General features: G+C 62.6%; 28 protein-coding genes and 1 pseudogene. 3 read left to right on the forward strand and 26 right to left on the reverse strand.

The genetic code is table 11. The features are described from left to right. Positions 1 to 640: 640 nt before the first annotated feature. The 4 genes from G533_RS0116910 to G533_RS0116925 are packed head-to-tail and all read right to left on the reverse strand — an operon-like array spanning position 641 to position 3388. On the reverse strand, positions 641 to 832 hold the full coding sequence (locus tag G533_RS0116910) for a hypothetical protein (RefSeq protein ID WP_027950986.1): 192 nt from the start codon (positions 830 to 832) through the stop codon (positions 641 to 643). A gap of 20 nt (positions 833 to 852) precedes the next feature. Continuing rightward, positions 853 to 2973 carry a DNA topoisomerase III gene (locus tag G533_RS22515; protein ID WP_051230556.1) on the reverse strand — a complete coding sequence of 707 codons (2121 nt, stop codon included), beginning with the start codon at positions 2971 to 2973 and terminating at the stop codon, positions 853 to 855. Further along, the gene (locus G533_RS25395; protein ID WP_027950987.1) at positions 2970 to 3179 is read right to left on the reverse strand and encodes a carbon storage regulator; all 210 of its coding nucleotides are present in this window, start codon (positions 3177 to 3179) and stop codon (positions 2970 to 2972) included. The genes G533_RS22515 and G533_RS25395 overlap by 4 nt, the downstream gene beginning before the upstream one ends. After that, positions 3176 to 3388, reverse strand: a complete 213-nt coding sequence (locus tag G533_RS0116925) for a hypothetical protein (protein ID WP_027950988.1) — start codon at positions 3386 to 3388, stop codon at positions 3176 to 3178. Before G533_RS0116925 ends, G533_RS25395 begins: the two co-directional genes overlap by 4 nt. 192 nt (positions 3389 to 3580) lie before the next feature. Here G533_RS0116925 and G533_RS0116930 point away from each other — a divergent pair, with 192 nt between their 5' ends. Continuing rightward, positions 3581 to 3802 (forward strand): hypothetical protein, encoded by a 222-nt coding sequence (locus G533_RS0116930; protein ID WP_144079925.1) that lies wholly within the window; start codon positions 3581 to 3583, stop codon positions 3800 to 3802. Here G533_RS0116930 and G533_RS0116935 read toward each other — a convergent pair. The 19 genes from G533_RS0116935 to G533_RS22560 are packed head-to-tail and all read right to left on the reverse strand — an operon-like array spanning position 3799 to position 20608. Next, positions 3799 to 5457, reverse strand: coding sequence for a conjugal transfer protein TraG N-terminal domain-containing protein (locus G533_RS0116935; RefSeq protein ID WP_027950990.1), 1659 nt, complete (start codon positions 5455 to 5457; stop codon positions 3799 to 3801). The two genes, G533_RS0116930 and G533_RS0116935, sit on opposite strands and share 4 nt — an antisense overlap. 11 nt (positions 5458 to 5468) lie before the next feature. Continuing rightward, complete coding sequence (locus G533_RS0116940) at positions 5469 to 5816, reverse strand: hypothetical protein (RefSeq protein WP_027950991.1); 348 nt, start codon at positions 5814 to 5816, stop codon at positions 5469 to 5471. Then, positions 5813 to 7132: an integrating conjugative element protein gene (locus tag G533_RS22520; RefSeq protein ID WP_158413434.1), complete on the reverse strand. Its 1320-nt coding sequence runs from the start codon at positions 7130 to 7132 to the stop codon at positions 5813 to 5815. The genes G533_RS0116940 and G533_RS22520 overlap by 4 nt, the downstream gene beginning before the upstream one ends. 18 nt (positions 7133 to 7150) lie before the next feature. After that, on the reverse strand, positions 7151 to 8107 hold the full coding sequence (locus tag G533_RS0116950; RefSeq protein ID WP_027950992.1) for a TIGR03756 family integrating conjugative element protein: 957 nt from the start codon (positions 8105 to 8107) through the stop codon (positions 7151 to 7153). Further along, the gene (locus G533_RS23645; protein ID WP_051230560.1) at positions 8094 to 8501 is read right to left on the reverse strand and encodes a DUF1525 domain-containing protein; all 408 of its coding nucleotides are present in this window, start codon (positions 8499 to 8501) and stop codon (positions 8094 to 8096) included. Before G533_RS23645 ends, G533_RS0116950 begins: the two co-directional genes overlap by 14 nt. Next, complete coding sequence (locus tag G533_RS0116960) at positions 8494 to 11232, reverse strand: conjugative transfer ATPase (protein WP_027950993.1); 2739 nt, start codon at positions 11230 to 11232, stop codon at positions 8494 to 8496. Before G533_RS0116960 ends, G533_RS23645 begins: the two co-directional genes overlap by 8 nt. Further along, entirely contained in the window at positions 11229 to 11936 is a 708-nt protein-coding gene (locus G533_RS22530) for a TIGR03751 family conjugal transfer lipoprotein (protein ID WP_205622647.1), read from the reverse strand. The genes G533_RS0116960 and G533_RS22530 overlap by 4 nt, the downstream gene beginning before the upstream one ends. Beyond that, positions 11923 to 13332, reverse strand: a complete 1410-nt coding sequence (locus G533_RS0116970) for a TIGR03752 family integrating conjugative element protein (protein ID WP_027950994.1) — start codon at positions 13330 to 13332, stop codon at positions 11923 to 11925. Before G533_RS0116970 ends, G533_RS22530 begins: the two co-directional genes overlap by 14 nt. Next, the gene (locus G533_RS0116975; RefSeq protein ID WP_084639085.1) at positions 13329 to 14192 is read right to left on the reverse strand and encodes a DUF3438 family protein; all 864 of its coding nucleotides are present in this window, start codon (positions 14190 to 14192) and stop codon (positions 13329 to 13331) included. The genes G533_RS0116970 and G533_RS0116975 overlap by 4 nt, the downstream gene beginning before the upstream one ends. After that, positions 14189 to 14827, reverse strand: coding sequence for a PFL_4703 family integrating conjugative element protein (locus G533_RS0116980; protein ID WP_027950996.1), 639 nt, complete (start codon positions 14825 to 14827; stop codon positions 14189 to 14191). Before G533_RS0116980 ends, G533_RS0116975 begins: the two co-directional genes overlap by 4 nt. After that, a complete protein-coding gene (locus G533_RS0116985; protein ID WP_027950997.1) occupies positions 14824 to 15189 on the reverse strand; it encodes a TIGR03750 family conjugal transfer protein in 366 nt (121 codons plus the stop codon). The genes G533_RS0116980 and G533_RS0116985 overlap by 4 nt, the downstream gene beginning before the upstream one ends. Then, positions 15189 to 15593, reverse strand: coding sequence for a TIGR03745 family integrating conjugative element membrane protein (locus G533_RS0116990; protein ID WP_035528720.1), 405 nt, complete (start codon positions 15591 to 15593; stop codon positions 15189 to 15191). The genes G533_RS0116985 and G533_RS0116990 overlap by 1 nt, the downstream gene beginning before the upstream one ends. Positions 15594 to 15605: 12 nt before the next feature. Then, positions 15606 to 15866 (reverse strand): TIGR03758 family integrating conjugative element protein, encoded by a 261-nt coding sequence (locus tag G533_RS22535; RefSeq protein ID WP_035528721.1) that lies wholly within the window; start codon positions 15864 to 15866, stop codon positions 15606 to 15608. A gap of 14 nt (positions 15867 to 15880) precedes the next feature. Then, complete coding sequence (locus tag G533_RS0117000) at positions 15881 to 16549, reverse strand: IncC plasmid conjugative DNA transfer DtrJ family protein (RefSeq protein WP_027950999.1); 669 nt, start codon at positions 16547 to 16549, stop codon at positions 15881 to 15883. Beyond that, on the reverse strand, positions 16546 to 18588 hold the full coding sequence (gene traD / locus G533_RS0117005) for a type IV conjugative transfer system coupling protein TraD (RefSeq protein WP_027951000.1): 2043 nt from the start codon (positions 18586 to 18588) through the stop codon (positions 16546 to 16548). Before traD ends, G533_RS0117000 begins: the two co-directional genes overlap by 4 nt. Further along, positions 18585 to 19148: a PFL_4695 family integrating conjugative element protein gene (locus tag G533_RS23650; RefSeq protein ID WP_051230564.1), complete on the reverse strand. Its 564-nt coding sequence runs from the start codon at positions 19146 to 19148 to the stop codon at positions 18585 to 18587. The genes traD and G533_RS23650 overlap by 4 nt, the downstream gene beginning before the upstream one ends. Next, positions 19138 to 19713, reverse strand: a complete 576-nt coding sequence (locus tag G533_RS23655) for a lysozyme family protein (protein ID WP_144079926.1) — start codon at positions 19711 to 19713, stop codon at positions 19138 to 19140. The genes G533_RS23650 and G533_RS23655 overlap by 11 nt, the downstream gene beginning before the upstream one ends. Continuing rightward, positions 19710 to 20375, reverse strand: a complete 666-nt coding sequence (locus G533_RS22555; RefSeq protein WP_051230568.1) for a TIGR03759 family integrating conjugative element protein — start codon at positions 20373 to 20375, stop codon at positions 19710 to 19712. The genes G533_RS23655 and G533_RS22555 overlap by 4 nt, the downstream gene beginning before the upstream one ends. An 11-nt stretch (positions 20376 to 20386) precedes the next feature. Further along, positions 20387 to 20608: a Cro/CI family transcriptional regulator gene (locus G533_RS22560; protein ID WP_035528724.1), complete on the reverse strand. Its 222-nt coding sequence runs from the start codon at positions 20606 to 20608 to the stop codon at positions 20387 to 20389. Positions 20609 to 21005: 397 nt separating this feature from the next. On the opposite strand from G533_RS22560, the gene G533_RS0117030 reads away from it, so the two are divergent. Beyond that, complete coding sequence (locus tag G533_RS0117030) at positions 21006 to 21338, forward strand: YegP family protein (RefSeq protein WP_027951001.1); 333 nt, start codon at positions 21006 to 21008, stop codon at positions 21336 to 21338. Positions 21339 to 21755: 417 nt separating this feature from the next. On the opposite strand, the gene G533_RS25400 is transcribed toward G533_RS0117030, so the two are convergent. Then, the gene (locus tag G533_RS25400; RefSeq protein WP_084639091.1) at positions 21756 to 21887 is read right to left on the reverse strand and encodes an SET domain-containing protein-lysine N-methyltransferase; all 132 of its coding nucleotides are present in this window, start codon (positions 21885 to 21887) and stop codon (positions 21756 to 21758) included. A gap of 49 nt (positions 21888 to 21936) precedes the next feature. Here G533_RS25400 and G533_RS0117035 point away from each other — a divergent pair, with 49 nt between their 5' ends. Continuing rightward, positions 21937 to 22899 (forward strand): IS5 family transposase, encoded by a 963-nt coding sequence (locus G533_RS0117035; RefSeq protein ID WP_027951002.1) that lies wholly within the window; start codon positions 21937 to 21939, stop codon positions 22897 to 22899. Positions 22900 to 23042: 143 nt separating this feature from the next. On the opposite strand, the gene G533_RS22565 is transcribed toward G533_RS0117035, so the two are convergent. Both G533_RS22565 and G533_RS0117045 read right to left on the reverse strand, forming a co-directional pair. Continuing rightward, the gene (locus tag G533_RS22565) at positions 23043 to 23255 is read right to left on the reverse strand and encodes an SET domain-containing protein (protein ID WP_051230570.1); all 213 of its coding nucleotides are present in this window, start codon (positions 23253 to 23255) and stop codon (positions 23043 to 23045) included. Between the two features lie 106 nt (positions 23256 to 23361). Then, positions 23362 to 23557 (reverse strand): annotated as a pseudogene (locus G533_RS0117045) (IS630-like element ISPa47 family transposase); the annotation flags it as partial.

Consider the following 23557-nt stretch of genomic DNA (forward strand, 5'->3'; position numbering starts at 1 on the left):
GATGTAATAGGCGGCACGCTGCCCAGAACTAGACGGCGAAAAAAATTTTAGTTCTACGGCCAGAAATGCAATGGCGCCCGCCTATATCCATAAGCGATGTGTAATCGTAAAACTGAAACCCCATCAATCTGTGAGAAGGTATCAAAAATGCCAAGGTACATCATCAACAAGAACGCCCAACCCACCGGCGAGCATGAAGTACATCAGGAAACGTGTACTTGCTCCTATATGCCGCTCCCATCAAACCGAATTGACCTCGGAATTCACGCCACATGCCAAAGTGCAGTTGCGGAAGCAAAGCGCCGATTTCCAGGAAAATCTATTGATGGGTGCTACTACTGCGCCAATGCATGCCATACAAGGTAGGAGAACGAATATGGCCAAAATTCGTGGCCTTCGCGATGGGAAGGGAGGAAGGAATGAGCACTACGACATTGGGGCACGCAAGTCAGTACCTCGGGGCACAGTGGTTCGTGAAATTGAAGCCGGCAAACACCCCGAAGCCCATACCTACAAAAGGAATGGGAAAAAGTACGCTCGAGACAATCCAGACCCCTCAAAGGGTGACAACGTGAACCGTTGAACTGCCGAGTAGCCTTCGTTCTGTCGAGAAGTTCTAATAATCGAATCTCGGCCAACACTACTTCAGGTAGTACCCCCAGCGATCCCGGATCTCACGCTCCGAGGGTCGTTCTATTGTCTGGAATTCCGGCAATCGCCCATCCGTGTAGACGTAGAGATAACCCCAGTCGTATTCCTCCAGCTTCGAGTCTTCCCGGAGCCCTGTCGCCGGCCAGGCACACTTCTCGTAACTCGAGGGCTTATTGATCAAATCATCGTCCTCCGAGGGTGCTAAGCCTTAGCTGAGGCCCTGGCTGGTTTTCCCCGAATGTCTTTGAGGGTCTCTCGACAGCCCTGGCGATAGTTGGAGCATCCCCAGAAAAACCTGTGTTTGCCTTTGATCCGGCGTAGCTGACCGTTGCAGCCTTCGCGAGTGCAAGGGTGAGTAGTGGCGGTCTTTATACCATTCCCTGACGTCCGCTTCCGGGTCGTTTTCCGGAGTGGCGCGCGTTTGCCCTTCAGCGCCTCCGGGATTACCAATCCACCGGCACCCTCCTCCACCAGGCCTTCCACGTGCCCTTGGATGCTGCTCATAAAATGAGCAAGCATCTCGTCGCCTTCCACGATCTGGTTCAGATTGAGCTCCCACAACGCAGTCATATCGGGGAGGGTCACAAACTCAGGCAGTGCATCAATCAGCGCCTTGCCCAGATCCGTGGACACCACCGTCTTGCGCTGCTTCTCGAGATAATCCCGCTTGAATAGCGTCTCAAGTATCGTTGCTTGGGTGGCCGGCGTACCAAGGCCATCCGTTTCCCGCAGCACCTTTCTGATCAACGGATCCTCCACAAACCGGGCTACCCCGGTCATGGCGTCCAGTAGCATCGCTTCGGTGAAGGGCTTCGGTGGCGTGGTCATCTTTTCCTGCAGGTGTGTGTCGGTCACCTCAATGCGCTGCCCCGGTTTCAGGATAGGCAGCGGCGCTCCGCCCTCCTCCTCCGGCTCATCGGTTGCCTTGTCAGCTACGTCTACGACCGCCAGCGCGTGTCTCCAGGCATACCAGCCCGCATCGACCTCCAGGGCCTGCTTCGCCTGCAGTCTCTCATCGCCGACCGAGGTCGGCACTACGATGTCAACCGCGGTTTTCTGCAATTCCCGGGGCGGAAGAAACTGCAGCAGGTAGCGGTGCGCCACCAGGCTGTAGATGAAGTGTTCATCGGGTGACAGGCTTGCTGACGACAGGGCTCTCGTGGTCGGGATAATGGCATGGTGCGCCGTCACCTTACTGTCGTTCCAGCAGCGGCCATGCCGGGTCAGATCCACCGCATCCGTCAGAGGCGCCAGGTGATGGTCCAGGCCCAAGGTCCGGGCGATCGCTTCGCGTACTTCACTGGCCTCAGCGTGGTGGTCCTGGGGCAGGTAGGGACAATCCGAGCGCGGGTAGGTCAGCAGTTGGTGCTTTTCATAGAGAGACTGGGCCAGATCGAGGGTTCGCCGGGGAGAGAGACCCTTCAGTTTGGCGGCCAACTTCTGCAACTCGGGCAGGGAAAATGGCAAGGGCGGTGTAATTTTCTCCGGCTTGCGAGCGAATGCCATGACCTGGCCCGCCTGCCCGGTCAGTGCGGATGCAACGGATTGCGCATAGGCCCTGTCGATCACACGCCCGTCGGGGTCAAGGTAGGGTTCTGCTCGCTCGCCTGGTCTCCACTGGGCGGTGAAATCGGCGCCATCGGCCGTCACACTGGCCTCTACCGCATAGAACGGGTGCGCCTGAAAATCGGCGATCTCGCGGTCCCGACGCACGACCAGGCCCAACACCGGGGTCTGCACTCGACCGACACTCAGCACACCGGAAAGACCCGCGCTCCGTCCCTTCAGGGTGTAGAGTCTCGTCAAATTGAGTCCGTAGAGCCAATCCGCCCGTGCGCGGCCCACCGCGGCATCACGCAAACCGCGGTACTGGGCGTTGTCCGGCATCGCGCGCAAGGCCTTGCGCACCGCCGGCGGATTCATGTCACTGATCAGGACGCGCTTAACCGGGGTGTTGCCGATGCCAATCTGCTCGAGTACCGCATCGACAACCCACTGCCCTTCCCGATCCGGATCCCCAGCATGAACAATCACTGTGGCCTGTTTCACATAGCGCTTGATGGTGTTGTAGAGCTCGCGGGCCTTCGGGGCCAGCTTGAGCCGCCAATCATCGGGGACAATGGGCAGGTGCTCGAGTTCCCACTTCTCGTGGGCGGGGTTGTAGTCCTCCGGCATGCACTGGGCCAGGAGATGACCGGCGCACCAGACCACCACGTTACCCTCGCCTGAGAGAATGTGTGTCTTGTGCCGCTCCTGGGGACCCGGCAACACCGCCGCGATGGCCCGCCCCAGCGAGGGCTTTTCCGCAACAAAGACCCTCATCGGTCTCGGCTGGAGCTCAGGCCAAGGACGGGCCGATCGGCTGGCCTGCCATCTGCCCGCACCGTCCGTGTTGCCTGGTCACTCTGCACCTTGATCCTGACCTTCCCGTTTTCGAGTGCTTCAACCACAATTGCCGTGTGGTCACCAATGTGGAGGGTTTCTCCCACCCTGCGTGTCAGAGTCAGCATCCCGGTTTCTCCCATCATCCATATCTCGACATCAGTTCCAGGGCCTCGCGGTCGCCCGAGGATGCCAGCTGCCAATGGAATTCTTCCAGCGCACTGATCACCGCCTCCGGGTCGACGTCCTCGCCCAGCAGACGCTTTACCTCGTCTCGCGACACCTGCCGGGTAAAGGCCAGCAACGCCTTCACCTGGCGCGGCTCCAGTTCAAGCATGAGTGTTGTTCGCTGCATAGACCAACCTCCTGGCGGCATTTGATGAAACAAACTACTGAGCCCACTGATCAGGCCAATGCGTCCGCGTATCACGCCTATTTTGCGGGATCAGCCGTGACGGGCACACCCTGAATCCACCACCCTCCCCTGCCGGATGTCGTGCTATGCTTGAAAAGACGACACACCGGCTCGGAGGGCGGTGAGATGACGATGAAAGACATTTTCTTTGGACTGACGCGCGCCAGTACCAATCTCTTGAGCGGGATCGGTTCTGCTGCAGTCGAAGTCCTGCGTCAGGGTGATTTTCAGAATCGCGAGGAGTCAGACTTGGATCGCGCCGTCCGCGAATCTGATGAATATTTCTTCCGTGACTCGCCCACTGGGGATGGCCGCTACGACCTCGACCCGAACCACGTACGCGATTCACTCTAGGTCCTCCCCTTCGTGGCGGCTTTTGTCGCCACCTGTCCCGCAAACTGTCCACCTGTGGCACCGATAGAGCCAACATTCCCACTAAACGTCGTTAGTTGACCCACCACATTTCCTGACTGGAAGCCAACCCATCCAACCGCAGTGAGATAGAGTATGGGAAACACGATGTACAAAAACCGGGATATATAAAGCAGGATCAACGACTGGGTGACGCTGGTACCCGAGGCAAACACGCTCAGGCCGCCGGCACTGGTCAGCAGGTGCATCAGGTTGTTATCGACCCAGAAGGCGACGGCCCAGATGAAGGTCAGGAAATGGAACCCGAAGTAGATCACGCTGAGTGTGACCAGTGCACGCAGGCCATAGCGCCCGAATATCAACAAGAACGGTAGCGCTATGATCATCATCATGAGCGCCAGGGGCTGGAAGAGGCTGATACCGTTGCGCATGGCATAGCCTTCCCCCATCGCCGCGGGGGCCTTCAGGGCCGAGCCGATCAGGGCCACGCCCACCTCGCCGGCATCCCGCGCCGCCTCTCCCAGGATCAGGTAGGCACCGGTATTGAGGACGTTTCCGGCGCTCTGGAGCAGCAGATTCTCGCTGTTACGCCAATCGGCGAACCGCCCCTGGCGAACCTGCTCAGCGCCATCGCCGTAGGTCACCGCCAGGGGCATGTCAGAACCCACTGCCTCCGCGGTACGCTTCACGGCCAGGTATTTGCGCAGGAACACGTCCTCCCGCTCCGATGCGCTGAGCGTCACCGTCGAGGTTTCCTGGATCAGGTTGTCCGCGTTGTAGATCATTTCGTTGCGCAGATCGGCCGGGATATTGTCCAGCACCCGACGGCGCAGCCCCACAGCGCCATCGCTCCACCAATCCCGGCAATCCGGAAAGCCGCCTTCCACCTGATAGGACTCATAGCCCGCATCACGGGTCGCATCAAACGCAAATTGCGGGTTGGGCACGGTGCTGTAGTAGCGGTCATACAGTCCCGAGCCCAATAGGTACTCGGAGCCCAGCCAAGTGGCGTCGTGCTTCTCCGCCTGGGTCAGGCTGGCCAGGTTGGTCCGACTGAGGCGGGAGTATGCCGGCTGCCAACAGTCGTTCTTGAACTGCTCCAGCTCCTGGTTGAGCACAGGATCTTCCAGGTTCGCTTCGGCCAGGCGGTACTCAACGCTCGCCACATCGTAGGAGCAGGGAATCGCCGCGACCGACGCGGCGGTCACCGCCTTGGACAGCCAATGCAGCATCGCCCACCACAGGGGGATAGACCCGGTCTGGTCGGCCATGGTGGCCAGCGTCGCATCGTAGGTGGTCCCGGTCGCCGTGCCGGGAATGGTTTCCGGGGTGTCGGTACAGCGCAGGGCCGGCTTGTGGTACTCCATGTCGGTCAGCTCGACATCGAGCATGGGGATCGCCGCGAAAATCAGCACGCCGAGCATGGCGATGAAGTCGGCCTCAATCTTCTTGAGCGACTGGATCGCGGCGGAGCCCTCATCATCCCCGCCCTTGTGACTTTCCAGGACATGACCGAGCACCATGGCGATGATGGGGATAAACACGATGCCGGTATCCACCAGCACCGCCCAGATGCCCTGGTACAGAATCCATCCGAACAGGGTCGTCACAAATTCAAAGTAACTCGCTACGCCCATCGCCCTGTTCCTTATCCCGCGCCCAGGAGCCGACTGAGCACGATCAGTCCCTCGAGGATGAGCAACCCGCCAATGACGGTACGCCGCAGTCGCATCCACTGCCGTAGCTGATCCGGTGTCAACCTGAGCCGGCGCTGGCCGAGGGTTTCCCAGTAATACCCTGCCAGACACCAGAGGATGACTCGCAGCACCTGCAGTACCGTGCGCCAGGGCGCAATCGCGGTGTTCAACTCACCGACCCGTTCTCCCGGCGCACGGGGGTCCATGCCCCACCACCACAGGACCAGGGTCATCCCCACGAGGACCGCCCCAGTGAGAGCCAACCAGCCCAGGCCTTTGCCGGCCCAGCGCCAGCTCATGGCGTATTCGCCCCGTCGCGGAAGGTGGAGGGCGGTACCGGTTCCACCTGCATGACCTGGTTGCGCGCGGCCTGCCGCTGCAACAGGGCCGCGGGCATGCTGGTCGCCACTCGCTGGCGGATGTCGATCTCGTAGAGCAGGTTGTCAATATCCTGCTCCAGTTCACCGATGTAGCGCTCGATTTCCTCGACGCCCACGGCGACATTCGCCACATTGGGCTCATCGCGGCCGGCGAGCAGAGCACGGCGCGCAATCATGGCCCGCTCCATTGTCCGGGCCAGCGCCATTTCCCCGGCCAGGCGGGTAATCAGTTGCGGCTGCAGGTTCACGTTTTCCTCGCGCAGCGCCTCGATTACTGGGCGGGAGATACGCAGGTTGGGGCCACCGGACACGGCCTCCAGTTCAGCGGCGGTGGGGGCACCGGCCGCCGCCACCAGCGCGGTCAGCTCGATGTCGATGTCCTCGGAGAGCCGGGCGACCTCATGGGCCAGGCCCATCCCGGCCTGCACTTCGATCTTGTCGCAGCCGTTACAGGTGCGGATGGATTTATCGCCTACCACTCGCACCGTCCAGTCGCCGAAGGCCTGCGGGGTCTCCCACTCCTCGCAGATCGCCGCCCCGGCGCAGGTTGCAGTGGCACTGGTGGTGTTGGTGGCCGTGCGGTTGAGCAGCAGGTTGTAGCCGGCCCTGGCCGCATCCTCGACGGGTTCTATCGGCGGCTGGTTGCGGCCGCCACGGCGACCGCCGCCGACCCACACCACACCCCGGTCCACACCATCAGAATCAGCATCCTCCTTGGTCTGCAGGATCTCCGCGCCACCCACGGATTGCTCGCCCCACCAGCCGCCCTTGGCCACGGTTTCCCAGCGGTCATTGCCGATCACCTCTTCCATCTTGCCCACCAGCTCCTCGCAGGAGGTTCGGGCGATCTGAAATTCTTCGGAGGCCTGCAGCACCCCGTTTTGGAGCAGATCGTAGAGGGCCGGGTTCACCCGCTGGATGACCAGGGCCGGCAGGGAAGCCACCGCGCCGGTGGCCGCGCTGATGACATTGTCCATGAGGTCGGAGAACGAGCCCTTGATGCCCGCCAGCTGCTCACTGACCGAGACCGACATATCGAAATTCCCGCACATCAGGTCGGTGTTCCAAGCCACATCGCCACCGACCCGCACCGTGCTGTTGCGATTGCTCGCCGGTCTGGAAATCGGCTCGCCGCCACCGATGCCGTAATAGAACGTCTGGTCAGTGGCCTGTACCACGACGCTGGAAAACACGGTCCCGAGCACCATGGAGAGCGTCAGGAGTGTTCGGGTCATGCGAGCCATCGGCGCCTCCTAGAGCGTAAAAATCAGTACGGCCCCGGCGGGCTCGCAGCAACGGTAGGGGCGCCACACCTGCCAGGCGTTGCCACGGGTCTGGTTCAGCCGCCCCGCATAGGGGTCATGGGGATTGAGGGTGTCGTCGATATCGGGCAGTACGGCGCAGGCCTCGAGGGTCGGCGTCAGTTGCTGATACCGCGCCTCAGCCAAACCCTGCGGTGGCCACTGGCCCTGCCCCGGGGTGCCGTACGCATCGAGCGGCACATAAACATGGGGCTGGTAGTTCTGGCTGACGATATCCATCGCCCGGATCGCCGCGGTCAGCGCACTTTTATAGTCGTGGCCCTGGGTGACGAAGCCATGCCGCGGGTACAGGCTGGCAAAGGTGGCGGCGCCCCGCCCTACCCGCTCGAAAACATGGAGCAGCGACAGGCCCGCCTCGACCGTGGGCTCGCGCCAGGCCGGGTCAAAGCTGCTCACAAAATAGGGCGTCATCGGGTATGTGAGGGGTGTACAGAAGGGCAACGCCTCGGTGCTGGCCGCCGCGAGCAGCCAGTAATCGGCCACGCCCGGCGAGCCAATCACATCGCTGTTTTTGAATTTGAGCGCCTGCTCGCGCACGGTCGCGCCACCTTCGTCGCTGGCACCGCCGTCCTCCGCAAACTCGGTGGGTCGGGCAAAGCCATTGGATTCTGGCCAGCTGGTGTTGCCGAGAAAGGGGTAGGCGGTCACCACCACCTCGGGGATGTAGTGCTCCGCCCGCACCGAGAAGTCGAACTCACACCCCAGTGGGGTACAGGTCATCCAGATACAGATGCCGATGGGCTGGTAAGCCTGGCAGGTAAGGTCCAAGGCCGCGGTGACAATCTCGGTGGTGCTGACGGTGGCATTACCACCAGTAATCTGCGCGCTGGCCGGTCCGGCTCCCCACCACAGCGCCAGGCACAGCAGGCACGCGCTAGGGAGTCGCACGGTAGGCCTCCACTTTACGCAGGGCCTCGGCCACATCGTAGATGCCGTACACCACATAGCCCGGCGATACCAGCACCGCGGGCAAGCGCTCGATTTGCAGCAGTTGCGCCATCGCCGCCGCGGTGGCTTTGTCGCGCACGGCCTCCAGGACCGCCCGGCCGGTCGGCGAGCTCAGCCGGTCCAGCGCCTCGCGCTTCGCCTGTTCAGTATCGCCAGGGTTGGCAAACGTCAGCCGCGCCAATGGCATCCGGGGGTCACCCAGGGTATAGACCGCCGTGGCCTGTTCGAGCCCACGCAGCGGCGGCAGATCCTCAGCGGTGAAGACCGTGACCTCCAGCCCGTGGGCCGGGGCCATATAAAGAAGAAGGAACAGTCGGTGCAGCACACTACGCATGACCGATCCCCCGGGCCCGGTCGATCTGCGCCGCCACTTTCAACGCCGCCTCCAGTTCGGAACAGCCATGCTCGCGCATCAGGGCGTTGCGCGTGGCTTTTTCGTGCTTCTCGGTCTGGGCGAGGGCCAACATCAGTGACGGCGGCACATTGCGGGCCAGGTACTCATGACGCTCGGTCATCAACACCCCTTCAGTGTATTTGCCGGGGGCCTTGCTGGCGGAGAGCAACATCGCGCGCTGGCCATCATCGAGCTGGCGGTATTCGCCCAGGGCCTCGACCTCCTCCTTGGGCATCACCAGGCACAGCCACCACTCGACCATGTTCAACATCTTCTTGGCGGCCGCCGGGTAATCCTCCATGTTCTGGGTGGCGCTCCACAGCCAGGCGCCGAGCTTGCGCCACATCTTCACGATTTTCACCAGAAACGGCGCCAGCAGCGGGTTGGTGGTGATCACGTGGGCCTCGTCGATGGTCACGACGATCTCCCGGTCCGTGAACTGATCGCGCTCCGCGATGTGGTTGATCCGGTTAAGGCAGCTGATCACGGCGATGGCGAGGTTGGCCTCGTAGCCCTCCCGGGCGAAGGTGGCCAGATCGATGATGGTGACATCCGCCTCCTGCCAGGGGGTTCCGGCCGAATTGAACACCTCGCCGTTGAATGCGTGGGTGTACATATCAATGGCCTGGCCCATGTTGCGCAGTTTGTTCGCTTCCATGTCGGTCTGGGCCTGTTCTGCGAGGGTAAAAAACGCATCGCGCACATACTGGGTCAGGGTCGGCCGGTCCTCTGCGTGGGCGGCCCGTGCCGCCTCGAGAATCGCCCGGCGGATCATGCTGCGGTCGGCCCGGCGGATCTCCCGCGCCTCACGCTCCTCGCCGCCGGTAATCATCAGTAGGGCCACGATCTCCAGTTCGCCCATGATGTCCCGGGGCTCGTCTTCGTCGTCCTCCGCCGGCGCGGCCTCCAATGTATCGAAGACCGGGCCATCGATATCGAGCAAGAGATGGGCGTCAGCGAAGGGGCTCAGGGTTACACCGCTGCCGGGTTTCAATGACACCTGGTTGACCGACAGGCCGAGGGAGGCAAACCACTGCCCGAGCAGCCCGAAGGAATTGCCGGCCTCGATCACGAACAGCCGCGGCCGGTGGATCGCCATCACATGGGCCAGCATGGCAATCACCGAGGCGGACTTGCCCGCCCCGGTGGGCCCCAGGATCAACATATGGGCATTTTTCTGGCGGTCGGCGGGATTCAGGGGATCGAAGAACATCGGCTCGCCACCCCGGTTGAACAGCGCAATCCCGGGATGGCCGGTCCCCCGGGCACGCCCGAAGAAGCACGACAGGTTGGCCATGTGCTGCACCAGGGTGATCTGGGCGCCCCGCCAGCCCTCCCTGGCATCCTGCGCGGGGTCGTAGACCATCGGCAGGTTGCGGATCGCCGCGTCCAGCGCCGTGAAATCATCCCGCGGCGCGATGGCCCGGAAGCCGTAATTCAGCAAGCGTGCGCGCAGGGCCGTGGTGCGCTCGTTGAGCTCGGCCACTGAGTGACCACGCAGGTACACGGCGTACTGGGCCCGGTAGAACTTCTGCCGGGAGGCCAGAATCTCCCGCGCCGTCTCGCAGTCCTTGCGTACCTGGGCCGACTCGCTGTTCTCGCCAATGGCCGAAGCGTCAATGGCCTGGATGTGGCTCTCCACCGTGTCCTGGGGGATCACCACCAGGGTACTCACGAACACGCTGCCAGGCGGCAGGAAGTCGATCAGGGTGTTGTGGGCATCTCCCCGCCGGGTCTCCCCGGTGACCTGCCCGACCGCGGGGCGCCGGCGCAAGCCATCGATCGACAGGCAGCGCAAGGCGGACGGGCCGAACCACCAGCACTGGTTGTCCTGGTCACTGCGCGGGTGAGTATAGAACAGGGTTTCGGCGAACCGGTCCCCGTAGGGCAGCGTCTCGTCATCGCAGCGGGTTTCCCGCATAAAGGCCTTCAGGTCGCCGCCAAACAAGTCCGTGCCGTGGTTGAAAAACCCCAGCAGCCAGTCGTGGAATTCGGAGCCACTGAGCCGCCGCACCTGGACCCCGGCGGGCTGCAGGGCATGGGTGAACTTGTCCACCGCATCGGACAAATCCAGTAGCGCCATGTCGCGATCCATCAAGGGCTCGTGCTTGCCCCGTCGGCGCTTGTGGGCCGGGAACTTGCGGTACAGCACCAGCAGGTTGCGTCGCACCGCGCCGCGCCAGGGACTGTGGGTCACCACGGTGTCCGTAAACAGACCACCGGGCTTGCTGATCCCGCGGTAGTGGCGGTTGAGCAGGGCCAGGTAGGCCTCGGTATAGTCAGACCCGCGGGCGGCGGGACGCACATAGTTCGCCACCGCGGTCGCGGGCCCATCGAGGTCTGGCTCATCGAAGGTGTAGGTCTGGATCACCCAGGGCGCGGTATCGTGTTCATCGAAACTGTCCTGCAGGGCATCCTGCAGCGTGTCGCGCACCTGACCCAGGTAGTCCGCGGTACGCCCCTCGGTCCCAATCGGGGTCACTTCCAGGACGGCTCCGACACTGACCCCATCAGCCAACAGGATCGCCTTGTGCTCGGGCAGCACCTCAACCCAGGGCAGGAAGTCCACGAAGGAGCGCTGGCGCCGGTAGAGGCCCTGCTGCGCGGATTTCGAGAGCGGCCGCTTGCGCACCACGTCCGCACGCCGGGGTGTCGGTTCCGAGGCGGTCATTGCTCGCCCTCCACAATGGCGTCGCCGGGCCGTTCCCCGGCAGCGTCATCCCGCGCGGTGTCTGGCGCTGCTTCGGGTGCCAGGGGGCGCCCCTCAAGGTGACTGCTCTTGTGATAGCGCTCCTCGGAGGAACGGGTGTTGGGCGCACGCTGGCCGGTGCCCGCCGGGGTGTCCTGGGGGGTGCCCGTCGTCACGGCGGCGCCGGCCAGCGCGGTCGGCGTGGTGCGTTGTGACTCGCCCGGCAGGCGGTAATGCACCTGGTCATACAGGGGGATCACGGTGCTGTAGCCAGGGATCGGCGCGCGGGTGCGGGTCGCCAGGTGCGGGTAGATGTAAATGACGATGTCGGGGTTGTCGAGGCGCGGGAACAGGTTGTCGATTTCGGTAGCGACCTCCCGGGTGTAGGGCAGGTAATCGAGATCCTCGCCGGCCGGTTGCGCGTCGATGTGCCGGTACAGGGCCGCGGCGTGCTCGCGCACGGTGTCCTCGCAATCCTCGATAGACGTTGCCGCGTCCGCCAGGGCGAGCTCTTTACAAACATCCACCGCCTGCGGGGGATCGAGGTCGCTCTGCCCTTGAGCCGTCATTGCCCCGCGATAGATGTCCAGCATGGTGTCCTCCGTCTCCGGGAGGATAGTGTCCTGGGTAGCGCAACCACCCAGTGCCAGCACGGCGGTCAACACAGCGGGTTTAGTCCAGTGCACGGTAGTCTCCTTGGCGGGCACTCACATGGTTGGTGCGCCGACCGTTGGGGTCGTAATCGATTTCCAGTTGCTCGGTGATGTGCAGGCTGACCCGGGCGCCGGGATCGACATAAATGGCGTCGAACTGCTGGGCCTGACGTTCATCCAGCCAGCGGGCGATTTCCAGGCTGCCGTCGGCGATCGCCTGACCGAGGATGTACTCGCCCATGTCGCCGGTGACGATGGTGCCCACCCCGGCGCCACCGCCATCGAAGGTGGTGATCTGCGTGGTCTGGCTGGCAGCCGCCGCTTCCGCCGCCGCCGCGGCACTGACCACTCCGATGCGCTGGGCGAGGTAGGTGGAGGCGTTGGAGATACGCTGCCCCACCACGCAGGGGTTGCCGTATTCGTCGGAGAGCTCACCGATGACGATGTTCCGCTGCTGGGTGTTGCCCTCGTAGACGTTCTCCGCTTTCGGCACCGTCCGGATGGTCCCGTCCTCAAATACGAAGGTGATGGAGTGCAGATCCCCGCGCACGCAACCGAGAGTCCAGTCCCCCACCGCCTTGCCGCTGGCAATGGCGTAGGCCACTTCGGGGACCTCGATACCATTGGCGGCCAGGTTGTCGGTCCCGATGATGACCTTGAAGCTGTAGGGGTCGGTCACCTGCGCCCCGATGGGTACCCGGCCCACCAGGGCGGTCATGGCGGTGGCATTCATCAGGGTCGCGTTACGCGGCACCGTGTACCAGGGCACCGGGGCTTCCTCGGCGGTGGAGCCACTCGCAGCCGTCGGCAGGCCCAGGCCTTGCCCGCTTCGGCCGGTCACCCGGTTCAGGTGATCGCTCAGGCTGTTCCCCGCGCCGCCAATCCCGCTGCCCAGCGGCGCCACCCAGGTGATGGCGTCCGGGGCGACCGCCGCGCCGGTACCGCTGCCGGCAAAGCCGCCGGCGGATAGACCACCACTGGCCAGGCGGCCCTCGACGTCCCGCGCGTGTTCCTCGAGTTCGCGCAGTTGCTGTCGCACCCGCTGCACATCGTCGTCCAGCTGAGCCTGTACTTCGCGGCGGGTATTGTTGAGCTCGGTATTGAGGCCTCGCCCCAGCCGGGATTCCATCTTGCGCAGCTCGGCGTTGTCCTTGCGTAACGCGACATTGGAGTCACGCAGGGCATCCGCTTCATCGCGCAGGTTTTTCACTTCCGCCACCAGGGTTTTCACCGTGTCCGCTTCGGTGTCGCCTTCGACGCCCAGATCAACGGCCAGCCCCCGTGACACCGGAGCGCCACCGGCCACCCGCAGGGCCTCCTCCGTGGTGCGGTGCTCCCGGCCGCAGCCCCGAAACAGCAGGAGCATCACCAGAAGCAGCAGCGCCGCGCTGCCGACCTGCACCCAGCGATTCGCCCCGATCGCACTCATTGGCCTGCCCCCCGGATCACGTTGCGGATGGGCCGGTCCGTGACCACGAACAAGGTGGTGCGGTTGTCGCCCGTGGTCCCGGTGTTGCGACCTGGCAGGCTCCGGGTATAGAAGGCGCTGGCGATAAAGTGGGGATCAACCCCGGTGCGGTGGGCGTTGGGTGTATGCATCACCTTGCGGTTATCCAGCGCCACCGGGTGACTCGCCTCGTTGGTCACCACGAAGGCCGTGACGAAGAAGTCGCCCGCGGACCAGGCCTGATAGGGCTGGATCACCAGTGGATGACGGCCCGCGTCATAGAGGCGGCCCTGGTTGCCCGCCAGTCCCACCGGGACTTTTTTGACGCCCGGCAGCGGTGCGATCAGGCGCTGGGGCGCATAGATCGACTGGGCGGCATAGCGCAACAACTCGAACAGATTGGCCTCGCCCGGCAGCGGGCCGCCGGCGTTTAAACCCGGCTCACCCAGGAAGGTCTCGCTCCCCGCCAGCACCACCTGCAGGGTGTCCACGGTCGCTGGCGGTTGCTTGAGGGTGCGGGCGCTGACATCGAATAACAGGAACTCACCGCTCTCCAGGCGCAGCTGCACCCGCTGCGTGTCGAAGGGCTCCAGCGCTGTCCAGTAGGCCGCGCCACCGGTGACCAGGGTCCGGAACACATTGGGATTGGTCAGTGCTGGCGGCAAGCCAACCTCGGCATTGCTCGGCAATATCAGCAGTTGTTCCACACCCACCACCAGCTCCAGCGCGATGGGTGTCTTGCGCCACACCACCGTTTCCGCGTGCGCCGCGCCACTGAGTACGCTGCCAGCCGCCAGGCACAGCAGCACCAGGCATTGCAGCCCTTGTCGCATCCGTCTCATGTGGCACCCTCCCCTTCCGGTTCGTTGATCTCGATGACTCGCGGCACATCGGCCAGGCAATCCAGCGCCAGTCCCCAGGGATTGGCCTGCGGATCGACGTCATAGGCCACCACGCGCAGGGGATAATGAATCAGGCGATCCTTGACCCGCTCTCCCCGGTAGGTTTCCTGCACGTGCAGGTCAAGGCCGACCACCCACTGGTTGGGAGCCACCACCTGCACCCGGGCATTGGAGAAACCCCGGCCGGGGATTTCCCAGACGGAACGCTGGCGACCGTTGATCTCGCGCTCGCGCTCGTCCAGGTCCTGCAATCGCTCCTCAAAACAGGCGGGCGTAAAGAACGCCCGCAGGCTGTGAATCTGGTTGTAGTAGTCCTCCTTGCCGTCCGCAGGCCAGCGATTGAGCTGCTGGAACACGTAGTGGGCAAAGACATAGATGCTGGCCTTCGGGATGTCGCCGAGCTGCTGCACCGCACCGCGGCTCAAATCCGGTGGATAGTGCAGGCGGATGTTGTCGGGCGCCCGGCTCCAGCCGACCAGGGCGACCAGCAGGAGCAGGCTGAGGATCGCGAGCACACCCAGCAGCAGGCGGATCATCGCGTCCTTGGAATGGACCAGGCTGTCGTATCGGCTCATGGCGTTCTCCAGCGGTGGATGTCCCAGCTGCGGCTTTCCCGAACCAGGGTGCGCGGCGCCAGACCGCGATCCTGCAGCCAGGCCTGGATCGCGATGACGTGGTACTGCCGGGGTTTGCCGCGCTTGACGATCCGCAGGCGCTTGCCGATCAACCACAGGCTGCCGAACACGAAGGCCAGAGACAGCGCGAAGCCCATCAGGGCAAATCCCAGCAGCGCACCCACCAGCGTCGACACCGGCACCCAGACGCCCAGGCACAGTAGGGCGGCGTACTTGATCTCCGAGTTGGTCATCGACAGGAAGACGACCGGCTCCTCATTGAGCCGGTCGGGCAAAAAGTCGATGTCGCGGCGTGCACTCATCAGAGAATCGTCGCCGCCTCGGTCAGCAGAAAGACGATGAACACCAACAGCAGTACGCCGGCGCCAAAGTTGATGCCCAGTTGTCCCCAGGTGCCCTTGCCGTCCTGCACCTCGGAATACGCGCCCATGGTGTTTTTCACCACGACGATCATGGCCAGCGTGGCCAGCGCCAGGCCGATGAAGACGCCAATATCGAAGGCGTAGTCCTGCATCAGCCCGATATAGTCACCGTCCGTGCTGCCCCGGGACGGCGGCGCCGTGGTCGGCAGGCCCTGGGCCAGTGCGCCGCTAGTACCGGCGCCCAGCACGAGACCGGTAACGTACAGCCCCAGGCGCTGCCGGCTGGCGCGCCAGCGCGCCTGGATGCCTTGATAGGCGGTGATCAAGATGTTCACTCGTTGCATGGTCAGGTCCTCTCAGGTTCCCCACACGATGTTGGCGACGGCCATAATGACCATCGCGATGAATGCCGCGCGGACAACCTTGCCGGCGGCCTCCGGGGTCTTGACCCCTGGAGTCTTGAGGAGCTGGTAGGCACTGATCGCGACCCAGGCGAGCCATACCAACATCAGAACAATCAGCACCGATACCACCAGGGTGTGCACATCCGCCGCGCTGTGACCGCTGCCATTGGCACCGTTGAAGGCGGTCTGCTGTGCGGGGCTCATCAGTGGCATGGCGTCCCTGTCTCCTACACGAACTTCTTGAACCGGCTGGCGGCGATGTAGACCATCCCGGCGGTCAGCAACATGGTCGGCGCGAACAGCAGCGCCGGGGGCACCGACCAAGGCAGCATCAGGTACAGCGTCACGGTGACCATCACGCTCGGGGCGATCCAGCGTTTGGCTTTATGGAACACGTAGGCGCTCTCATGGCCGCCGGTGAACTTGCGGATGTCCCGTGCCACCAGGCCTTCGAACAGGCCGGCCACGATCGCCAGTACGTAACCGGGCAGGGCCAGCACCACGATCACCAGACGCAGCAACAAGAGCTTCACGGTGTTGATCGCTGCCACCCCATACACGCCCGCCGACGCCGTGAGTCCGACAAAAGACAGGCCCCGGTCGAATTGGCCCCAGGCCATGGCGGTGAGCTCCGTGGGCCGTAGAGGTGACAGCGGGTAGTCGTCGATAGCCTCGACATAGTTGCGCTCGGTGATGAGCAGGCCACGGCTGTGGGTGCCCGGCCACCAACCCAGCGCGATCCCGGCCCATTCCAGCAGCACCGAGAGCAGCGAAGCGGTCAGTGCCGCACCGATCAGGGCACCCAGGATGGCCAGCGTCATGCCGATCGGACCGCGCTTGACCGGTCTTGCCGGTGCGTCATCCCGCGCAGTGTGGGCGGTTGCATTGCGGCTCATGATTGCCAGCCCAGGGGCGTCGGGGTCGCCCAGTCGGTGCTCGCGGTATAGCTGTGCTGGTAGTCCCGGCGCATGGCCTCGACCATGGCCTGCAGGCCGCTGGGCAGCTCCGCGTCGTCGGAAAACAACGGCAGGCGCAGCTTGTAGAGTCGGCCGGCGATCAGGGCGAAGGCATGGCCTTTGGGTAGCGCATCCAGGTCCCCGGCGTGAATCATCGGCACCCGCTGGCTGGAGATCCGCTGGCGGGTGCTCGAGGTGAAGTGCACATCATTGGTGGGGTCGGCGCTGTCAGTGCTGCCCGAGTCCAACATGAGATGGTTGATCTCGACGTCCTTCAGGCGTGTGGTCAGCAGTTCCGCGGTGGCTTTTTCCTTGACCCGCAGCATGATGATGGTACCGAGGTTGCCCACCACCTGCCCCGCCCGCGCCGGGTTATCGAAGCGGGCGATGATGTCGGAAAGCGTTTGGGTGTAGACCGTCAACTGGAAGCCGGCGCCACCGGCCTTGTTGGCCAGTGGAATGAACTCCCTGCCCACCAGCTCATTGAACTCATCCGCGTGGACGCAGACTTTTTTCAGGGGAGCGCCGCGCTGGGCGTCCTTATAGAGACTGCCAGCAACTGACGTGAGGTCCGCGAACATGGCGTTACCCACGGCACTGGCGACATCCGGGTCAGAGAGGGCATCGAGGCCCACATAGACAATGCCGCCGCGCTCGATCACCCGTTTCCACGACAGCCGCTCGGTGGTGTCCTCGGGATTACTCTCCGGGGAGAGCAGGCGCGCCACCGGTCCCGAAGTGAGTTTTTCCAGCAGGGGATAGAGGCTGGCCACCAGCTTGTCGAAGTGGCTCTTGTCGTGCTCGAAGGTTTTGATCAGCGAGGTGGCCGTGGGGTCACTCAGACCATGGCGTCGGAAAAGCTCGACACTGGCCCAGGCGGTGCGATCCCGGCCTTTATATTGCGTCGGCATTTTCGCCTCGCTCTCGACCAGATCCGCTAGCTGTTCGGCCCAGTCCTCGAATTGCTGTTGCCGGGCCACGCAGGCGAGGTAGCGCACCACCAGGGCGTCGATATCCGTACTGCACTCCAGCAGCACCTGGTAGTTGATGGGCTCGCCAAGGACATCGAGTACCTTCGCCAGCACATTGACGTAGCGCCAGGCGAACTCCCTGAAAGCTGCGGAATTACCTTCATTGGGCAGTTGCCCGGCGATGCGGCTCGCGACTTCCGTCACCCGGGAAAACGAGCCCACCGGGTTATAGGCCACCGACTGTTCGGTAAAGCCCAGGTGAAACACCTGGAACTCCCCGGCCCTGCCCGCCCGGCGGGCCTCGGTATACAGGCGCGCCAGCAGATCACCGTCCCCTTTGGGATCAAAGACGATGACCACGTCGCCACTGCGGATATCCTGACTGGCGATCACTTCCAGCAGACGGGTTTTGCCGACCCGGGTGGTGCCGACGACAAAGGTGTGGGCGACTCGTTCGGCCTGCTGCAGGGTGACGTCCTGCTCCTTCTCGAACAGGCCGACCCCGTGCAGTTCCGGGCTGCCCTCGACATAGGGCCGCGGTGGAAAGGGGTTCAGCAGCCACTGGCTGTTCAGTGGTGCCATCAGCGGTTTCAGGGGTGTGGTGCTGACGGCGCCCACCGTCGCCCGTACGCTCCGATAGAACAGACCGCGGCGGTCGAAATGGTAGTGCTCGGTGCGCTGGGTATCGGCGTAGCGCTGGGTATGCCGCGCATCCCACAGAAAACCCCGGCCCAGAAACAGCTCGCCTTGCGGGGCACGGAGTTTTTTAGGGTGGATGCGGTAACTCGGCAACACCCGTAAGCGACGCTGGTAGCGCAGCAAGCGGGTCATGCGCCGGAACAGCCACAGGGCGCGCACGGCACAGGCAGCGGCCAGGCCATAACCGACGCCGCCCGGCAACAACAGCACCTGGGGCGCGCCCACGCCCAGCAGGGCCAGCGCAATGTGTGTCGCTATGGCAGACTGTTCCACCGGGGGACGCAGCAGGGCTTCGATCGGTGCGCTCATGGCCCGCCCTCCCCTGCCCTATCCAGTTCCAAGATACCCTGCGGTACCACCAGCACGGGGTAGGTCGTGATGCCGTAGGCTTCCGTCAAGCCGGTGTCGGGATACAGCGCCAGTGACAGACCGGCGGCCTGCGCCTTCTTTTGCAGTAGCAGCCAATCGTCCCGGTTCGCCGCCTGCACCACCATGCCGGTGGCATTGATAGACAGTAGGGTCGGGAGTGTCCTGGCCAGCCAGTCGAGGCTGGCGCGATCCATGCCCATAACAAAGAAGGGCTGTACCGGTGCCTCGGTCCGCCGCAGCGCCGGCGATCCGGGCCGTAGTTGTCGGGGCATGAGGGGCAAACGCTTTTCAAGGGGCATCACACCCGGCTTTGGCGTAGGGTTCACGCGGCTGTCGCTTTGCGACCGTGTTTGGGCGAGCGATTGAATATAAGGTGCCGCGGGAACCGCCTGTGCTCCGCTGTAAACCACCACCGGTGCCCTGACGGGTTGTACGGCCTGCGCCGGCGCAAACGCCAACCCGATGAGTAACGGCAGGCAGTGAAGCGACCTAATGCGCATCGGCCACCTCCAGTGTAATGGGCTCGCTCCGCCCGGCGGACTTCTCGGCGTAGCGCGTATGCAGGGACATCACCCGTTCGCGATAGGCCGCTGCTGTTGCCCGATCCACGTCGGTGGTCTCACTGGGGCGGTGATAGTGCCCCACCGCCAACCACCAATCACCGGACCGCTCAAAGTGTTCCTTAAGGAACGCGGCGGCGAGCTTGGCATTCACCACGGGGTCGGTAAGCCGCCAGGGCGAGTCAATTCGCTCGAACTGCCAATACCAGTTGAGTTGCAGCGGCCCCACATCGACGCGCAACTGACCGTTTTGCAACGCCGTCATCAGGGCGGCGAACATCGCGTCGCGATCGGGGTAGAAATGGGCCTCGCCCGCGATGTTCAGAGTCCAGGGCCACGGCGCGAACTGCCCGTTCCGCTCCCGCCCGGTCTCTGCCAACGCCATCGCATAGAAAATATCCCTGGGGACGCCGACGTAGTCGGCGACCACGTCATAGCGCGCGCGGTCGGCGATCGCGCACGTTGCAAGACCTCCCAGGACTGCACCGACCAGCGCGTGCATCACTCGACGCGCGCCCATTGCCCTGCCCCATCCCTGCGGTAGATGGCCGGCAGATCGACTTCCGTGCGGAATTGATCGCCGTGATTGAGTGTTGCCCTACCCTCGGCGAGGGCCTGTTCCAGCCGTGGGACGTCCGCGGCCCAGTCACGCAGCGCGGCGTCATCGCCGCGAGCGCCGACCACGTGCACATCGAGTTGGCCCGGATGACCCTGGAGCAGCTTAATCAAACGGTTGCGGCCCGTCGTACTGCCCAGCCTGAGAATCAACGCGGTGCGTTGAATGAATTGGCCCACCGTTGGCGTCTGTTGAGGTAGACCGTGGGTCGCGAGGCGCGGCGTCTGTGGGTAAAGACGTTGCCAAGCGGCATCGACGGCGGCTTGAAAGGCGAGCTCCTTGCGAGTGCGTTCAAACTCGGCCTTGACGAACAGCTCGGCAAAACGCCGGCGTTCCGCGGCCGAATCCGTGCTCACCCCAAGCGCTGTGATGGGATCGAGACCCGGCGACCATTGCCCGCGCCGGCCCGCCATAAGGCGTTGATAGCGCCGAAATTCGGCTTCACTGAGGCCCCAGGTCTGGGCGCTTTCAACCAAAGGAATCTCGCTGGTGATGACGACCTCGGGCGATTCCGCCACCACGCCCGCGGACAGCACAGCCAGACCTGCCAACCATCGCCACCTCATGGCGCTAACGTCCGCCCCATCGCCAGGTAGTCGACGTCGGGGTCAAACCCATCGGCCTTGAGGGCGCCGCGGGTTTTCAGGTGAAGTTCGTACTGCCGGCCCCGCGGCACCTGACCTTCTCGCCGCCAGCGGTAAATGTTATGCGGGGTAGTATTTAGGGCCCGTGCCGCCGCCGAGGCGTTGTTCCCGAAATAACGAATCACTTCATCCACGGACATACCCGAAGCTCCCTGTCTGAGGACGCGGCCACCACCGCCGGTAGCCGCCACAGAAACTACTGCATCATCGGCAGAGACCGGTTCTCCATGGTGTGCCCCTGCCACCCTCTTCCCAGAGCAGAGACTGTGCCAACTCACTCAGCAACGGATGAAACGAGTTTATCTCATTGATTTTGCAGTGTTTTTTACACCCAATGACGTTATACCCCAGCGCGCTGGCAAAAGGGCGCGGCGTAGACGATCACCCGCGGACGCGTCCGGACGTGTCCGCGGGTCGCGATCAGCCTCATCGTACTCACCCCACCCGAGCCCGGTAGCGTTACCAGGCCCGCTCACGCATAATCACGATGTCCCCCCTAGGGACCCCACGAGAACAACACAAGCCGGAGTGCGATTTATGGCAGGCAAATTCGACCTGAAGAAAAGCCCCAGTGGTAAGTTCATGTTCAACCTCAAGGCCGGTAACGGCCAGATCATCCTGACCAGCGAGCTCTATGAAAGTAAGGCAGCTGCAGAAAATGGCATCGAATCGGTGAAGAAGAACGCGGCAGACGATAGCCGCTACGAGCGCAAAACCTCTAAAGCAAATGAGCCCTACTTCACTCTGAAAGCCGGCAATGGCCAGGTCATTGGCAAAAGTGAGATGTACTCCGGAGCAACCGCGATGGAGAACGGCATCACCTCGGTGAAGACCAACGGGCCAACCGCGGAGGTTGTCGACAACACCTGATGTCGACAGCGCTGTCAGGCAACAACGTGCGCTGTGGGAGCTCTTTTGCTCAACAAGTCTGACGGCGCCTACAGACTTGCATGCAGTCCCAAGAACCCTGTTCTTGGGATCCGGCAAAGCCTGATACCGACAAATTCAATAATCCGATCGCCTGGTTCGAGACGGACTCAAAGATGCTGAAGCTGGTATTGGAGTATCTACGGGGTGGCGGTTCCGACTTCCTGCCGTATCTATATCCAGCCCGCCTCAGCAAAAGCTCAATCTCTATCGGGTTTCAGACCGTTACCCGCTCTGGATCGAGTTTCGCCTCTAAGGGTGATCCGGTACTGCCCCAAGGTAAAGTTACCACTCCCATCCGCGCCTGATACCTGAGCGCCGAATCAAACACAGGCCTTTTCGGTCAGGACGTTACCGGTGTCAGCTCCAATCGTCGCCGTAGTGATGCGTGAGCTCTTCGCCCGCCTGGATGTCTCGCAGCGCCACTACCGAGAGATCCGCGTAATACGATACATTCGGGTCGTTGCTGTGATTAAGGCATCTCTGATTAATTCAGGCATTCGTTCATAATAGACGGCATCTTCAATTCAGGTTGAACCCCATGCGTCAGGACTCTTTTTCTGGAAGCGGCTTCGAGAAGTACCGCAAGAAAACCCGCAAGGAACAGTTCCTTGAGGAAATGGAAACCATCATTCCCTGGAAAGAACTCTGTGACGCTATTGAGCCGTACTATCCCAAGCCGGAGGGCGCCGGTCGCAGACCCGTCGGTATCGAGAGGATGCTGAGAATCCACTTCCTGCAGCACTGGTTCAACCTCTCCGATCCGGCTGCCGAAGAAGCTCTGTACGATTCCCAGGCGCTGCGTAACTTTGTAGGCATCGACCTGGGGCGCGAACCTGCACCGGATGAGACCACGATTTGCAAGTTCCGCCATCTGATGGAGAAGCACAATCTGGGCGACCAATTGTTCCACTTGGTGAACCAGTACCTCAAGGACAACGGGATGAAGGTATCCCGCGGCACCATCGTCGATGCCAGCATCATCAGCGCACCGAGTTCCACCAAGAACAAGAAGAAAGAGCGCGATCCGGAAATGAAGCAGACGAAAAAGGGTAACCAGTGGTATTTCGGCATGAAGGCGCATATTGGCGTCGACAGTAAAACCCGGCTCATTCACTCGGTGGTCGCGACAGCGGCCAACGTACACGACTCCCAGGTCCTGCCTGACCTGCTTCACGGCGAAGAAACCCGGGTTTGGGGCGACTCCGCCTACACCGGCCAAAAGCAGACGATCACCGATTACGCCCCCCTTGCTCAAGACTTTACCCAGGCCAAAGGCAGCCGCAACCGAAAGCTGACTGAAGACCAGCGCGCGAAAAACCGGAACAAGTCGCGCGTCCGGGCACGTGTGGAGCATCAGTTCGGGATTATCAAGCGGCAGTTTGGCTTTAACAAAGTCCGCTACCGTGGGCTGGCGAAAAACGCTCATCGCCTGTTCGTCGCCTGCGCCCTGAGTAACCTTGTTGTTGCAAAGAAGGCGCTGTTGGGTAGAAGCCGAATGTAATTGCAGGGAAGTTGCGCCTGATGCGCAGCTATTCGGGGCCATATTGCCCCGAACGACAAAATAGACCGGCGATTCCGCATGACGTTTCCGCGGAGATGCCCCAGAAATGATGGGAAGTGGAAGATACTGGATCGGTCCGCTATTCATCGGCAATTAATCAGATGATCCTTAATGTATTTAAGGTTGCAGGTAACCTCCACCGGGTCGCCCGCCTCCGGCCACAAGGTATAGGGGGAAGCACCCCGGGAGGGTTTGGTTTTGCACATGCCCAGCAGCTGCCCGGCCTTCAAATCCACGCTCGTGAACAGGCCCTTACCGTGAATACCGCTGTCCCTGACCTGGAGTTTTCGTTTCATCTGGCTCCCTGTTCCCAATCAGTCTATTCAAACGCACAGGGTATCGCTTGAAATACCGTGTCGTTTGCTTCATGGCGAAATTATTAACCCGGCATTCAAATAGATATCAAGCGGCATAGCGGATGAACTCAGCTTCGAAGTATTTGGCAACTCGCCCGGGCAGCTTTTGCAATTTCCGCAGGTGGTTCAATGCCTTCGCCTTGAGTTCCTTCTTGTTGCGTGCCGGCTGCCCCTTGTGAACGCCTGCCTTCAAATCACAGTTCAGATATTCGTCGGGATTCAGTTCCGGGGAGTAGGCCGGC

Source organism: Haliea salexigens DSM 19537 (assembly GCF_000423125.1).
Lineage (GTDB): Bacteria > Pseudomonadota > Gammaproteobacteria > Pseudomonadales > Halieaceae > Haliea > Haliea salexigens.